Genomic DNA, 13,707 nt, shown 5'->3' with positions numbered 1-13,707 from the left:
CTGAGAGGAGCCCGCCACAATCCCGCCTCGCTTGGCGGGTGACGGCGGGCGCGAGGCATGGTGAAGTCCGCCGCGATGTACATGGAATTCACCACCGCAGCCCTCGTCACCATGCTGGTGACGCTCGATCCGCCGGGTCTTGCACCGATATTCCTGTCGCTGACGCGCGGGATGTCGGCGGGCGAACGACGGCAGGTCGCCGTGCGCGCCTCGATCATCGCGTTCTGCATCATGGGTTTCTTCGGCGTGGCTGGCGACGTCGTGCTGAAGGCGCTCGGCGTCTCGTTGCCGGCCTTCCGGATCGCCGGCGGGCTGCTGCTGTTCTGGATCGCCTTCGAGATGGTGTTCGAGCGCCGGACCGAGCGCAAGCAGCAGACGGCGGAGACCGCGATCACGCAGGACCATATCCGTAACGTCGCGGCTTTTCCGCTGGCGATCCCGCTGATGGCGGGGCCGGGCGCGCTGACCGCGACGATCCTGCTCGCGGGCCGCGCCCATGGCGACCCGGTGCTGCTGGCCACGCTCGCGATCATCTGCGGGCTGGTGATCCTGTGCTGCCTTGCGGTGTTTCTCGCAGCGTCCTCGATCGCGAAGCTGCTCGGCGTCACCGGCAACGTCGTGCTGACGCGCCTGCTTGGCGTGATCCTCGCGGCGCTGGCCGTGCAGTTCGTGATCGACGGCGTGAAGGCGGCGCTGACCGGCTAGGCCGGACGGCGCCATGCGGCCGGTGGACAGGCAAGAACCTTGCAAATCGAGCGCCGGATTGCAGCGCCTGTCTCGCAGACTGCACGCTACCTTCACGCGGCGCCGGCAGGAAAATGCCCCCGGCCGATGACGCGAAGGACAGGCCGTGACGATCGATCTCGACAAGCTGGTGCAGGAGATGATCGCCTGGCGGCGTGACCTGCACGCCCATCCTGAATTCGGCTTCGAGGAGACGCGCACCAGCGCCTTCGTCGCCGACAGGCTGCGGGAATTCGGACTGGACGAGGTCGCGACCGGCATCGGTGGAACCGGCGTGGTCGGAACCTTGAAGCGCGGTAACGGCAACCGGGCGATCGCGCTTCGGGCCGACATGGACGCCTTGAGGATCCCGGAGCAGGGCGAGGCGCCGTATCGCTCGCAAAATCCCGGCGTGATGCATGCCTGCGGCCATGACGGCCACACGGCGATGCTGCTCGGCGCGGCGAAACTGCTCGCGGCCGAGGGCGGCTTCGACGGCACGGTGCGCTTCATCTTCCAGCCGGCCGAGGAGTGGGGCCGGGGGGCGCTCGCCATGCTCGATGACGGCGTTCTGGAGCGCTTTCCCTTCGAGGAGATCTACGGGCTGCACAACGCGCCGGGGCTCGCCGTCGGGCATTTCCAGACGCGCGCGGGAGCCATCATGTCGGCGGAGGATAATTTCGAGATCGTGCTGCGGGGCGTCGGCGGTCATGCCGCCCGTCCGCATGCCGGGTCCGAGACGCTCGTCGCGGCCTGCGCGGTCGTGATGAGCCTGCAGACCATCGTCTCGCGACGGCTGAGCCCCACCTCGGTCGGGGTGGTCTCGGTGACGGAGCTGCTCACCGACGGCACGCGCAATGCCCTGCCGGGCGAGGCGCGCATCCTCGGCGACGCCCGCAGCTTCAGCCCCGAGGTCAGTGCCGATATCGAGGCGCAGATGCGCCTGATCGCCGAAGGGACAGCGCGGGCCTACAATGTCGATCACGCGGTGAGCTACACCCGCGAATTCGTGCCGCTGCTGAACGATCCGGCCTTGACCGAGGAGGCTTTGGGAGCGGCACGGGACCTGCTCGGAGCGGAGAATGTCGCGGTCGTCGACGAGCCCTTCACCGGCTCGGAGGACTTCGCCCGCTTCCTCGACCATGTGCCCGGCTGCTTCGTTTTTCTCGGCAATGGCGACAGCGCGCCGCTGCACAATCCGCGCTACGATTTCGACGATGCCGGCCTGATCCACGGCGCCCGCTTCCATGCCGGCATCGTGCGCAGGCGGCTACCCGCCGCCTGAGACCGGCGGCGGGCGCGGAGGCCGAAGGGCGCTACCGTGCGGTTCGTGATCGACGGCGTGAAGACGGTACTGGCGCGGTAGGGGCTGGTGGCTCCTCAACGATTGACAGGCCTCCTTGGTCGGACCTTGCTGTCTTTGAGGGGTGCCACGAGCACCGTCGCTTAGCGGGTTGCCATGGGCTACGAATTGCTGCGGTCGAACCGGAATTATCGTCTCATCCTATCGAGTAGCGTCGTCGCCAATCTAGGTGACGGCGTCGTCGCGGTCGCAATGCCCTGGCTGGCGACGCTGCTGACCCGCGATCCGATGATGATCGCTGCCGTCGCCATGGCCGGGCGGCTGCCATGGTTCTTGTTCGCCTTGCCGGCAGGCGTCTGGACCGACCGGGTCGATCGACGCCTACTGATGATCCGCGCTGACGCTGTCCGGCTCGCTTTGATGCTGGGCGTGGTCGGTTTGACGCTTTCGATCCCGGTTTCGCCGATCGCTCCGGGGAGCGAGATCGGCCTCATGGCGACACTCGCCGCCATCGCGTTCCTGCTTGCCAGTGCCGAAGTCGTGCGAGACAACGCTGCACAAACGGTGCTGCCCTCGATCGTAGCGCGAGAGAGTCTGGAGCGCGCCAACGGGCAGATGTGGAGCGCGGAGCAGGTTATGGGCCGTTTTGTCGGCCCACCGCTTGCCGGTGTGCTGATCGCCGCGGGCATCGCCGTGCCATTCGGCGTCAATACCGCGACGCTTTCTCTGTCGATAGGCATCGTCTGGCTGATCACGCTGCCGGTTCAGAGCCCAGCTGAGAGCAAGCGCTTCTGGCCCGCGCTGCGTGAGGGACTAGCTTGGATGCGGGACAACCCCGTGATCCTGCGGCTTGCCGTCATGCTGGGTGTCATCAACGCGATCGCGGTCGGAGGCCTGACGATCCTGGTGCTCTATGCGCAGGAGGTCCTGCACCTTGACGCGACCGGCTATGGGCTGTTGCTGACCTGTGCGGCCGCCGGCGGCGTGCTTGGGGGTCTGTTCGCGCCGGAGGTGGCGCGCCGAATCGGCATGCGCGCGAGCCTGATCGCAGCGCTGAGTTCCTTCGTGTTGCTGCATGCCCTGTTGGGCTTGTGCAGCTCGGCGCCGCTCGCAGGCCTGGCCATGTTTCTGGAAGCTGCTGGCGGCATGCTCTGGAACGTGGTGACGGTGAGCTATCGCCAGCGCTTGATCCCCGACCATCTGCTTGGGCGGGTCAATTCCGTCTATCGTTTCTTTGCCTGGGGTGCGATGCCGTTCGGCGCACTTGGCACGGGCGCGCTGGTGTCGGCGCTGGAACCTGTCACCGGCCGACCGACTGCTCTGCATGCTCCCTATCTGCTCGGCGCGGTCGTGTGTAGTGGGCTTCTTCTCTACGGCGCGCGTCGACTGCGCTTCGTCGCGTGAAGGGCAGGCTCGCTTCGCTGCGGCCGGGATTACCCGCTCGTCCATCACACCCGATCGTCGTTGCGAGCGCAGCGAAGCAATCCATGGGCGGGCGGTGCTCTACGCGCCCTGGATCGCTTCGTCGTCTCGTTCTTCGCAATGTCGGCGTGGTCCTGCGCAGGGTCAGCCGGCGCTACCGTGCCAGGAAGGCCCGGATCGCGCCTTCCGCCTGCTTCATCGATATGACGCCGTCGAGATGGCCGCGCACGCCGTCGATGGTGACATGGGTGATGTCGCGGCCGGCATCCTTCGCCGCCTTCAGGGTCGCTGCCACGGTCTCGGCGGTGAAGACCAGGTCCTTGGGCTGGGTGATGTAGAGCATCGGCGCCCGGATCTTCGCTATGCCGTCGGCGAGCGAGGTGCCGCCGGCGGCGAAGAGCTGGTTCGCCTTGACGAGGTAGAGGAAGTGGTTCGCGTCGGAGAGCCTGGCGCGGGCCATGCCGGCGTTGTCGAGCACGCTCTGGACCTGGAACTTGGCCGCGAGCGTCATACCGGGATCCTCATCCGCCTTGGCCGGGCGCCGGGCGAAGGTCGCATCCGCCCATTCCTGATGATTGGCGTGGAGCGTAACCGCCGTCAGCGCCTTGGCGAGGCCGGCGAGGGGCGGTGCCTTGCCGTAATAGTCGCCCTTGTTCCAGTCGGGATCGACCAGAATCGGCGCCGCCCAGACGTCGAGCCAGCCGATCAGCATCGCATCGGCTTCGGCGGCGCCGATCACGGGCATGGCCTTCGCCACCATCTCGGGATGTCTGGCCGCCCATTCGAAGGTCTGGAGCGAGCCCATCGAGGGGCCCGCGACCAGAGCCAGCTTCTTGATGCCCAGGCTTTCGACGAGGGCCTTCTGAACCTCGACGAAGTCGCGGATGGTGACGATCGGGAAGTCGAGCCCGTAGGGCTTGCCGGTGTCGGGGTCGATCGTGGCCGGCCCCGTCGTCGTGGTCTTGGGATCTCCGGTATTCAGATTCACCAGCGTGTCGGAGGCGATGACGAAATATCTGTCGGTGTCGATCGCCTTGCCCGGGCCGATGATCGCGTCCCAGTAACCCGGCTGCGCGTCCTTGGCGTCGTACTTGCCGGCCGCGTGGGAGTTTCCGGAAAAGAAGTGGCAGATCAGCACGGCGTTCGACTTGTCGGCATTGAGCGTGCCGTAGCTCTCCCAGCCGACCCGAACCTGTTTCAACGTGCGGCCGGACTGCGTCGTGAAGCTGGGCAGCTCGAAGACCTTCTTCTCGACGATCAGTTCCTGCGCCCCGGCCATGCCCGTCACCATCATTGCTGCGAGCGCAACCGCGCTCCTGATCCATGTCCGCATCTCGCTCCCTCCTGTCGCGGCCCTCATGGGGCCGTGCGGCATCAGACCGGATTTTCGCGGGAGGCGGAAGCGCCCTGCAACCGCCCTCAGCGGCCGATAAGGCTGGGGGCGACCGGGACGGAACCCGCGGTCGGGCTGAGGAAAGCCTCGCTCTCGAGATCGAAGAACGGGGCCTCGACGGGGCCCTTGAGGACGAGGGGAAGCCTGAGGGATCCGCTGAGCGAGGCGAGCGAGGCGCGCATGTCGAACTGACGCGTCCGCAGGGAGGCGTTGCCGGCCAGGTTCAACCGGTAGTTCGGGCCGACCATCTGCGCGTCGGTGAGCACCAGCAGGCCGTTGGCGATGCCGGCATTCGCCGCCAGCGTCTCGAACGGCGTCTTGCCCTGGTGCCAGTCCCGCAGGAGCTGCGACGGGTTGCGTTCGGCCCGGCGCATCAGCTCGGCGAGCGCGATGCCGCCGACTTCGCCTTGCCGCAAGCTGATGCCCGCGCGCCCCGTCATCGCACCCAGCAATTCGTCGAAGGTCCTGCCCGCCCCGTCGAGAGCAAGCTGAAAGCCGCCGGTGCCGACCAGGCGCGCGAGCTGTGGAAGATCCGCCGCGGCCTGGCTGACATCGACCTTGTCGGCGCCGGCCTGAAGCTTGACGTCGACCCCGGTGGGGGCGCCGACGGCCAGGAAGCGCCCCTTCACGGTGCCGCCATAGGCCGAGGCCCGGAGCAGGCCGGTCTCGAAGCGGCCCTTCTTGACGAGGACGTAGGTCGCGACGTCGGCGAGGCGCGCGCCGTCGATCCGAGCCGCATCCACCGACACCCGCAGGTCGATGTCGCGGCCGGTCCAGCCGTCGAGGTCGAGGGGGCTCGTGTCGGCCGCGTCGATCGCGGGGAGCGGCAGGCGCCGGATCAGCCGACCCAGGTCCAGCGAAGCGCCGGCAAGCGTCCCGGACAGGGCGAAGCGCCCGTCCACGTCGGTCAGCTTCATGACGCCGTCGAGACGGTCCCCGTCCAGGCTCGCCACGGCGTTGGTGAAGGAGGCTTCCCTGGGCTTCAACTGCAGGTCGGCGTTGAGCGTGAGGGCGCCCAGCGCCGTCGAGATCCGTGACTTTTCACCGAACCAGTCGAGAAGCTGGGGCACCGAGGGCGTCGACAGAGAGAGCGTGCCGTCGATGACCGGCTCTCCCGGCCCGGCGCGGGTGCCTTCGAAGCGCAGCTTCATCAGCGGCGAGGTCGCCGAAAGCGCAGCCTTGGTGGAACCGCCGGCGACCGGCCAGACCAGGCTGACATCGGTCGGCACGCCACGCCAGGTCAAGGAGCCGGAGAGGCCGAACGGCTCGCCCGTTCCCCGTTCGTCGATGACGATGTTGACGTTGCGCACGATGCTCTGGATGGCCCCGGCGGCCCGCAGGAAGACGGCGCCGGAACTGACGACGATCCGGCTCTGGCTGCGCAGCTTCTCCAGCTCGGCGAGCGGCGACGCCAGCCAGTCGCCGAGACTGTCGCTGCCGGCGGGCACGGCGACGTCGAGCTGAGGCGCGACGAGATCGATCCGGCCGATGCCGAGCCGGCCCGTCAGCAGCGGCAGCAGCCGCAGATAGGCCCGGACGCGGACCGCCTCGCCGGCGACGACGCCGTCGCGCTGGGCGAAGGCAACCTTGGACAGGCTGATGCGGGGGAGCGGCAGCAGCGCGATCTCCGCGCGCTCGAGCGACTTGACGGCGAAACCGGTCCGCGCCTCGATGGCCTCGACGGCGCTGCGCTCGATCCGGCCGAGCGCAAGGTCCCACGACTGCAATCCGAGCAGGCCGATCGCGACGACGAGGCTGAAGGCGAGGAACGCAGTGCGTCTGGTCATGGACTTCCGAATCGGCGCAGGCCGAAACTCAGCCAGCCCCCTGGCGGCACTGGATGTAGGCCGATCTGCCCAGCTTGTCGAGGCGGGAAAGCCGGCTATGGGAGGCGATTTGCACCGGTTTCTGCCGGGTTTCGCGGCAATTCCCGAACCACGCCGCCAGCTCCGAAGCGACCCGCGACGTCACCGATCCGCCAGCGCGATCGGGATCATCCGAACGGGGGCCCGCGCGCTGCCGGCGTCGAAGGAGCCGCGCAGGAACGCATCGGTCTCGGTTTCGGCTTCGAGACGGGCCTCGCGCACGCGCATCTTGCGGCGAAGGCTGCGCAGCTGGGCCTCCATCCGGGAAATGCCGACCTGCTCGTCGATCTGCCGCCGCTGGGCCTTGGTCAGTTCCGGCGCGGAACGGAAATCACGGAAATCCCGGCGGCTATAAGGCCAGCTCGAGCCACCCATGAAAGTGGTGACCTTGCCATCCAGCACGATGCTGTCTCCCGGGCGCAGCGTGATGTCGCGCAGCAGCGAGACGCGATGCTCACCCGCCCTGGCGATCGGGACGCGGCAGGCGGGGTCGGCCGACCGTTCATGCCGATAGGCGGTGGGGAGCGCCGCGTAGCGCTGGCCGTCGGCGGCGACCGCCTGGTCGATCGAGGCGGCGCCGGCGGCGACGGTGAAGACCTTGACCGGCAGGCCGGGATTCATCGCCGCGCAAAGAGCCTCATGGGCCTTGAGGTCCGAGGGCGAGCGCAGATAGCCGATCGGCGCATGAAAGCCGTCGCATAGGCGTACGCAGATGGTCTGGGCCATCCTGGATGCGCCGGACAGGGTCTCCGTGCGGCCGGCGACCGCCGCTACCTTGCGCGGGCGGGCCGGCGCCTTGTGAGCCTTGCGGCGGAACGGGTTGAGGTCGATGGCGGGCTGAGCGATCCGTCCGTCGGGGCCGGAACGGAAGAGCGGCAGCCGCCAGCCGGTCCTGGCCGGTGCATAGGCGTTGGCCTGGGGCGCCGCCGCGGCCGAACGCTGGCCGCGACGAGCCGCTTCCTCCAGAAAGAACGAATGGATCCCCGCGTCGTCCCCCGCCTGGACCAGCGAGGCGGTGAGGATCATGCCGCCGGCGCCGATGGCCAAGCCTGCGCAGGCCAGCGCTGCAAGCCGACGGCCGCGCGATGGCGGGCGCTGCTGCCGTGCGCCCGCGCTCCGTGACGACGTTTGCCGGAATGCCGAGACGACGGCCTGCCCGCCGCAGGCGCTCGCCTGCTCGGATGCATCACGGACACGCAACATGCGCCACTCCAAACCACGCTTGTTCCACCGTCCGCCGCAGAGGGGTGTAGTTTACCTCTTGTTAAGACTCAACGTCGCGTTGTGAGAAGTGCCCGGCAAACCGCGGAAATGCTTAACGGAACGGCGCGCGGATTGGGTCGAGCCGGTCAGAGCACGGCGAGCAGCACTCCGACCCACATGGCCATCAGGACGATGGCGCCGATGCCGTAGACCGCGCCGCGCAGAGGCAGCTGGTTGGAGCCGATGTGGACGAGCGTGTGGACGACGCGCGAGGCGACGAATATCCAGGCCAGCGTCGCCATGACGTATCCGGTCGCCGCGACCTCCATGGCGAGCATGATCAGCGCGAAGAACACCACCGGCAGCTCGAACTGGTTGGAGAAGTTCGCCGAGACCAGACGGGCGGGCAGGGGATAGCGCTCGGTCGACACGGCGACCTCCTCCGGCCGGACCGCACCGGTTGCGAAGGCAGCCTTGCGGCGAACGGCCAGGACGACGCCGACGACGAAGATCCAGAGGATCATCGCCAGCGCGGGGTAGATCAGCTTCAGGGTCACGGCCCGTCCTCCATCTTCGTCACGGCCCGGCCCGCCAGGCCGGGCCAGACTGCACGAACGGGGAAATGGCTCAAGAGCGGGTCGGGTAGTTGGGGCTCTCGCGCACGATCGTCACATCATGGACGTGGCTCTCGCGCAGGCCGGCGCTGGTGATCCGGATGAAACGGGCCTTGGCCTGGAAGTCCTCGAGCGTCTTGCCGCCGACATAGCCCATCGCGGCGCGCAGGCCACCGGCGAGCTGGTGCAAGGTGCTCGAGACCGGGCCCTTGTACGCGACCTGGCCCTCGATGCCTTCCGGCACGAGCTTCAGGGCATCCTTGATGTCCTGCTGGAAGTAGCGGTCGGCCGAGCCGCGTGCCATCGCACCGACCGAGCCCATGCCGCGATAGGCCTTGTAGGAGCGTCCCTGATACAGAAAGGTCTCGCCCGGCGTCTCGTCAGTACCCGCCAGCAGAGAGCCGACCATGGCGCAGGAGGCGCCGGCGGCCAGGGCCTTGGCGAGATCGCCGGAGTACTTGATGCCGCCATCGGCAATGACCGGGACGCCGGCCTTCGAAGCGGCCGAGGCCGCATCCATGATGGCGGTCAGCTGCGGTACGCCGACGCCTGCGACGATACGGGTGGTGCAGATCGAGCCGGGCCCGATCCCGACCTTGACCGCATCGGCGCCGGCATCGATCAGCGCCTGGGCGCCCCCGGCCGTGGCGACGTTGCCGGCGATGACCTGGACGGCGTTGGAAAGCTTCTTCACGCGGCTGACGGCGTCGAGGACCTTGGCGGAATGGCCGTGAGCGGTATCGACCACGATCAGGTCGACGCCGGCGTCGACCAGCATCTCCGAGCGTTCGAAGCCCTGCTCGCCGGTGGTCGTCGCCGCGGCGACGAGCAGGCGACCCTGCGCATCCTTGGCGGCGTTGGGATAGGCGACCTGCTTTTCCATGTCCTTCACGGTGATCAGGCCGATGCAGCGATAATGGTCGTCGACGACGAGCAGCTTCTCGATGCGGAACTGGTGAAGCAGGCGACGGGCCTCGTCGGGGCTGACGCCCTCGCGGACGGTGATGAGCCGCTCCTTGGTCATCAGCTCCGAGACCGGCTGGCCGGGATTGGCGGCGAAGCGGACGTCGCGGTTGGTCACGATTCCGACGAGCTTGCCCTTGTGCCCCTGCGGCCCGCGCTCGACCACCGGGATGCCGGAGATGCCGTTGTTCTTCATCAGCGCCAGCGCATCGGCCAGCGTCTCGTCGGGGTGGATGGTGATCGGATTGGCGATCATCCCCGATTCGAACTTCTTGACCAGGCGGACCTGGGCGGCCTGCTGATCGGCCTCGAGGTTGCGGTGGATGACGCCGAGCCCGCCGGCCTGCGCCATGGCGATCGCCATGCGCGCCTCGGTCACCGTATCCATCGCCGAGGCGATGATCGGCAGGTTGAGCGAGATCGAATTGGTGAGCCTGGTCCGGATGTCGACATCCGCCGGCATGACCTCCGACGGCCCCGGCTCCAGGAGCACGTCATCGAAGGTCAGGCCATCGCGAATCAAACCGTCGAGGGAAAGCGTCATCGTCAACTCCGACGCCGGATCGGACCGGCTTTTCTGAAGGGCGGGGCAAGAGGCCCGTTGCCGAGTTGACGAGGCCCGTTAGCATGTGCGCTTGCGCTCCGCTAGTGCGGAGGGCGGGATTCTTTTCGCAGTGCGGAAACGGCGCGGGAGCATCGCGGCATGCCCGCGCCGGACCTTCCGGTCAGTGTTTGCGGACGGAGCTCGCCGGAACCCGCGGAGGGACCCAGAAACAGCCTGCCCCGAAGATCGTGTGACCAGCGGAATCGGCCATCTGCTGGCAATCGTAGAGGCGCTGGCAGAACTGGTGCTGCATCTCACCGGGCCCACTGTTCGGAACCGTCTTGAACTGGCAGCCCGGAGGCCAATTCGCCGGATCTGCAGCCGCCGGCACGGCCGTCGAAATCCCGAAGCTCAGGCCCGCCACGAGCCCCAGAGCCACCAGCTGCAGGCTTGGAGAAATCCGGTGAAAAACCGAAGAAACATCTGACATTGCGAGCATGGGCATGCCTCCGGAGATGTGACGTCGCGCGCCCCTCGCGAAGGTTCGGCCATGCCGAACAATGCTGGAAATGGTCGGTGCATCCGGCCAGTTGCAGAGCAGGAATTGCATAACGGAACTGTGCGCAGCGCCGAGCCATAAGTCCGGCGCATGGCGGCATCGCGCCGGCGGAGGGCAAATCGGCGACTGGACCGCGATTTCGCCCTCGTCACATGCTTCACATCGGATTAATAGCCGAGCTTATGATTTCAACCGCGCCGATCTGGATGAGGCGCAGAAGGTCCAAGCCTTGCAACGCGCCAAACTTCTTCCCCTGATCGTCGCCTGCGCGCTGTTCATGGAGAACACCGATTCCACGGTGATCGCCACCTCGCTCCCGATGATCGCGAAGTCCCTCGGCGAGGACCCGATCGCGCTGAAGCTGGCGCTGACATCCTACCTCGTCAGCCTCGCGGTCTTCATTCCGATCTCCGGCTGGATGGCGGACAAGTTCGGGGCGCGCAGCGTGTTCCGCGCGGCCCTGTGCATCTTCATGGCCGGCTCCGTGTTCTGCGCGCTCTCGAACTCGCTCGGAGCCTTCGTCGTCGCGCGATTCTTCCAGGGGATGGGCGGGGCGATGATGGTGCCGGTCGGGCGTCTCGTCATCCTGCGCAGCGTGTCGAAGGCCGAGATGGTGAGCGCGCTTGCCTATCTCACCGTGCCGGCGCTGGTCGGGCCGGTCGTCGGGCCGCCGCTCGGCGGCTTCATCACCACCTATTTCGACTGGCGCTGGATCTTCTTCATCAACATCCCGATCGGACTGGTCGGCATCGTGCTGTCGAGCCTGTTCTTCGAGGATATCCGTGAGGAGGACGTGGCGCCGCTCGACCTGCGCGGTTTCATCCTCTCGGCCTTCGGCTTCGCCGCCCTGATGCTGGGGCTGGCCACGGGCGGGCGGCACATGGTGCCGGAATTCGTTTCCTATGGCTGCGTGCTGGGCGGCGCGGCGGCGCTGATCGCCTACTGGTTCCACGCCCGGCGCGTGCCCTATCCGGTGCTCGACCTCTCGCTGTTCCGCATCCCCACCTTCCGCATCGGCGTGATCGGCGGGTCGATCTTCCGCACCGGCATCGGCGCGATCCCTTTCCTGCTGCCGCTGATGCTGCAGCTCGGCTTCGGCCTCGACCCCCTGCAATCGGGCCTGATCACCTTCGCCTCCGCGGCCGGGGCGATGATCATGAAGACGCTGGCGAAGTCGATCCTGGCGCAGTACGGCTTCCGGCGCGTGCTGACGTTCAACGCGCTGGTCGGCTCGGCCTTCCTGGCGGCTTCCGGCCTGTTCACGCCGACCACGCCGCACGCGATCATGCTGTCGGTCCTGCTGGTCGGCGGCTGCTTCCGCTCGCTGCAGTTCACCGGCATCAACGCGCTGAGCTATTCGGACGTGTCGAACCGCGAGATGTCGAGCGCGACCAGCCTCTCGAGCGTGGCGCAGCAATTGTCGCTGAGCATGGGCGTGACCATCGGCGCCTTCGCGCTGGAGGCGGCGAATACCTTCAACGGGGGCAAGACGCTTGCAGCCGGCGACTTCTGGCCGGCCTTCGTCATCGTCGGGCTGATCTCCGCCTCCTCGGCGCTCTGGATGGCGCAGCTCGCTCCCGATGCCGGCGCCGAGGTCTCGGGCCACTCGCCGGTCAGCAAACGCAAGCTCACGGCCGAAGCGATCGCCGACCAGAAACCGCTGGATTAGCCGCCTCCAGACAGCGCTTCTGCGGCGGCGGTCGAACCCGCGACAGCCTTCCGCGTTCTCCACCGAAAGGGAGATCGCCGATGAGCTACCTTCGTTTCGCCGGAATGATCGCGGCCTCGACCGTCGTCATGTTCGGGCTGATGTACCTCAACACCTATGCGCTCGCCCATGTCGAATTCAGCCAGACGCGTGCCTGGATGGCTGTCCTCATGGGGGCGACGATGAGCGCGCTGATGATGGCGTTCATGTGGGGCATGTATCCTCGCCGCTCGATCAACGCCGGCATCGTGCTCGGTTCCGCCATCGTTTTTTCGGGCGCGCTCTGGCTCGTCCGCAGCCAGGAAACCGTCGACGACCTCAGCTACATGCGGGCAATGATTCCGCACCACTCGATCGCCGTCATGACCAGCGAGCGCGCGCATATCCGGGACCCGCAGGTGCGGCTGCTGGCCGATCGCATCATCCACGCCCAGGTCCGGGAAATCGCCGAGATGAAGCGCATGATCTCGCGCCTTGAGGCAAGGCCGGTCCCGGCCGGCGCGGCGGATCTGCCGTCCTACCGCGAGCGCGGGGACCAGCCGCCGCCGGCGGAGGGCGACGAGAGCGCCTCCCTGCGCTGAGGCTGCCACGGAAAACGAACGGCGGGTGGACAGCGGGTGTCCCGAAGCGCGCGCCGCAATCGGCGCGAGCTACGCGGGCAGGTCGTCGGGCGCCTTTTTCCGGTAGCCGGTCGCCAGGACATAAAGCTCCGAGGAATCGGCCCGGCTGGCGGCGGGTTTGACGTTGCGCACGGTTGTGAAGTCCCGCTTCAGGCCTGCGAGCAGCTCGGCGCTGTCGCCGCCCTGGAACAGCTTGGCGAGGAAGAAGCCGCCCGGCGCCAGCACGTCGTGGGCGAATTCGAGCGCGGCCTCGGCGAGCGCGATGATCTTCAGATGGTCGGTCTTCTTGTGGCCGGTCGTGTTGGCCGCCATGTCGGACATCACGCCGTCGGCTCGTCCGCCGAGCCGCTCGGTCAGCAGGGCAGGCGCTTCCTCCGCCATGAAATCCATCTGGATCAGGTCGACATCCGGGATCGGGTCCACCGGCAGGAGGTCGATGCCGACGATATGGCCCTTGCCGCGCTCCAGCCCGATGCGCTTGGCCGCGACCTGGCACCAGCCCCCCGGCGCGCAGCCGAGATCGACCAGCCGCTGCCCGGTCTTCAGGAACTTGTAGCGGTCGTCCATCTCCTCGAGCTTGAAAGCGGCTCGCGAGCGATAGCCGAGCTCCTTCGCCCGTTTGACATAGGGGTCGTTGAGCTGGCGCTCGAGCCAGAGCTGCGACGAATGCTTGAGCTTGCCGGCCTTCTTGACCTTGACGCGCAGGTCGCGCGCGCCGGCCGTCGTCTTGCCGCCGGCTCCTCCCGAACGTGCGCCGCTCATCGCTTCAAATCCAGAATGTCCTGTCGCA

The 13,707-nt window shown here is 67.5% G+C and carries 11 protein-coding genes; 5 read left to right on the top strand and 6 right to left on the bottom strand.

Annotation, left to right across the window (positions count from 1 at the left end; translation table 11 throughout):
- Positions 1 to 57 precede the first annotated feature (57 nt).
- The 3 genes from BGO20_RS04755 (at position 58) to BGO20_RS04745 (ending at position 3,430) form a co-directional block, all read left to right on the top strand.
- Positions 58 to 705, top strand: a complete 648-nt coding sequence (locus BGO20_RS04755) for a MarC family protein (protein WP_291662273.1) — start codon at positions 58 to 60, stop codon at positions 703 to 705.
- Between the two features lie 178 nt (positions 706 to 883).
- On the top strand, positions 884 to 2,008 hold the full coding sequence (locus BGO20_RS04750; RefSeq protein WP_440143892.1) for an amidohydrolase: 1,125 nt from the start codon (positions 884 to 886) through the stop codon (positions 2,006 to 2,008).
- Between the two features lie 174 nt (positions 2,009 to 2,182).
- Positions 2,183 to 3,430 (top strand): MFS transporter, encoded by a 1,248-nt coding sequence (locus BGO20_RS04745; RefSeq protein ID WP_291662277.1) that lies wholly within the window; start codon positions 2,183 to 2,185, stop codon positions 3,428 to 3,430.
- A 172-nt stretch (positions 3,431 to 3,602) separates the two neighbouring features.
- On the opposite strand, the gene BGO20_RS04740 is transcribed toward BGO20_RS04745, so the two are convergent.
- The 5 genes from BGO20_RS04740 to guaB form a co-directional block, all read right to left on the bottom strand.
- Entirely contained in the window at positions 3,603 to 4,781 is a 1,179-nt protein-coding gene (locus BGO20_RS04740) for an E22 family MetX-like putative esterase (RefSeq protein ID WP_291662278.1), read from the bottom strand.
- A gap of 86 nt (positions 4,782 to 4,867) precedes the next feature.
- Positions 4,868 to 6,628: an AsmA family protein gene (locus BGO20_RS04735; RefSeq protein WP_291662279.1), complete on the bottom strand. Its 1,761-nt coding sequence runs from the start codon at positions 6,626 to 6,628 to the stop codon at positions 4,868 to 4,870.
- Positions 6,629 to 6,808: 180 nt separating this feature from the next.
- Positions 6,809 to 7,732 carry a DUF2865 domain-containing protein gene (locus BGO20_RS04730; RefSeq protein WP_291662281.1) on the bottom strand — a complete coding sequence of 308 codons (924 nt, stop codon included), beginning with the start codon at positions 7,730 to 7,732 and terminating at the stop codon, positions 6,809 to 6,811.
- Between the two features lie 323 nt (positions 7,733 to 8,055).
- Positions 8,056 to 8,466, bottom strand: a complete 411-nt coding sequence (locus BGO20_RS04725; protein WP_291662283.1) for an MAPEG family protein — start codon at positions 8,464 to 8,466, stop codon at positions 8,056 to 8,058.
- A 70-nt stretch (positions 8,467 to 8,536) separates the two neighbouring features.
- Positions 8,537 to 10,030 carry an IMP dehydrogenase gene (guaB, locus tag BGO20_RS04720; RefSeq protein ID WP_291662285.1) on the bottom strand — a complete coding sequence of 498 codons (1,494 nt, stop codon included), beginning with the start codon at positions 10,028 to 10,030 and terminating at the stop codon, positions 8,537 to 8,539.
- 788 nt (positions 10,031 to 10,818) lie between these two features.
- Between guaB and BGO20_RS04715 the strand changes: the two genes are divergently transcribed.
- Positions 10,819 to 12,258, top strand: coding sequence for a DHA2 family efflux MFS transporter permease subunit (locus tag BGO20_RS04715; RefSeq protein ID WP_291662286.1), 1,440 nt, complete (start codon positions 10,819 to 10,821; stop codon positions 12,256 to 12,258).
- Between the two features lie 80 nt (positions 12,259 to 12,338).
- On the top strand, positions 12,339 to 12,878 hold the full coding sequence (locus tag BGO20_RS04710) for a DUF305 domain-containing protein (RefSeq protein ID WP_291662288.1): 540 nt from the start codon (positions 12,339 to 12,341) through the stop codon (positions 12,876 to 12,878).
- 69 nt (positions 12,879 to 12,947) lie between these two features.
- Here BGO20_RS04710 and BGO20_RS04705 read toward each other — a convergent pair whose 3' ends face one another.
- Positions 12,948 to 13,679: an RlmE family RNA methyltransferase gene (locus tag BGO20_RS04705; protein WP_291662290.1), complete on the bottom strand. Its 732-nt coding sequence runs from the start codon at positions 13,677 to 13,679 to the stop codon at positions 12,948 to 12,950.
- Between the last annotated feature and the right edge of the window lie 28 nt (positions 13,680 to 13,707).

Origin of the sequence: Allobosea sp. 67-29 (genome assembly GCF_001898115.1) — a bacterium.
Taxonomy (GTDB): Bacteria; Pseudomonadota; Alphaproteobacteria; order Rhizobiales; family Beijerinckiaceae; genus Allobosea.
The sequence above is the reverse complement of the archived record's forward strand: the minus strand, read 5'-3'. Positions and strand labels throughout refer to the sequence as shown.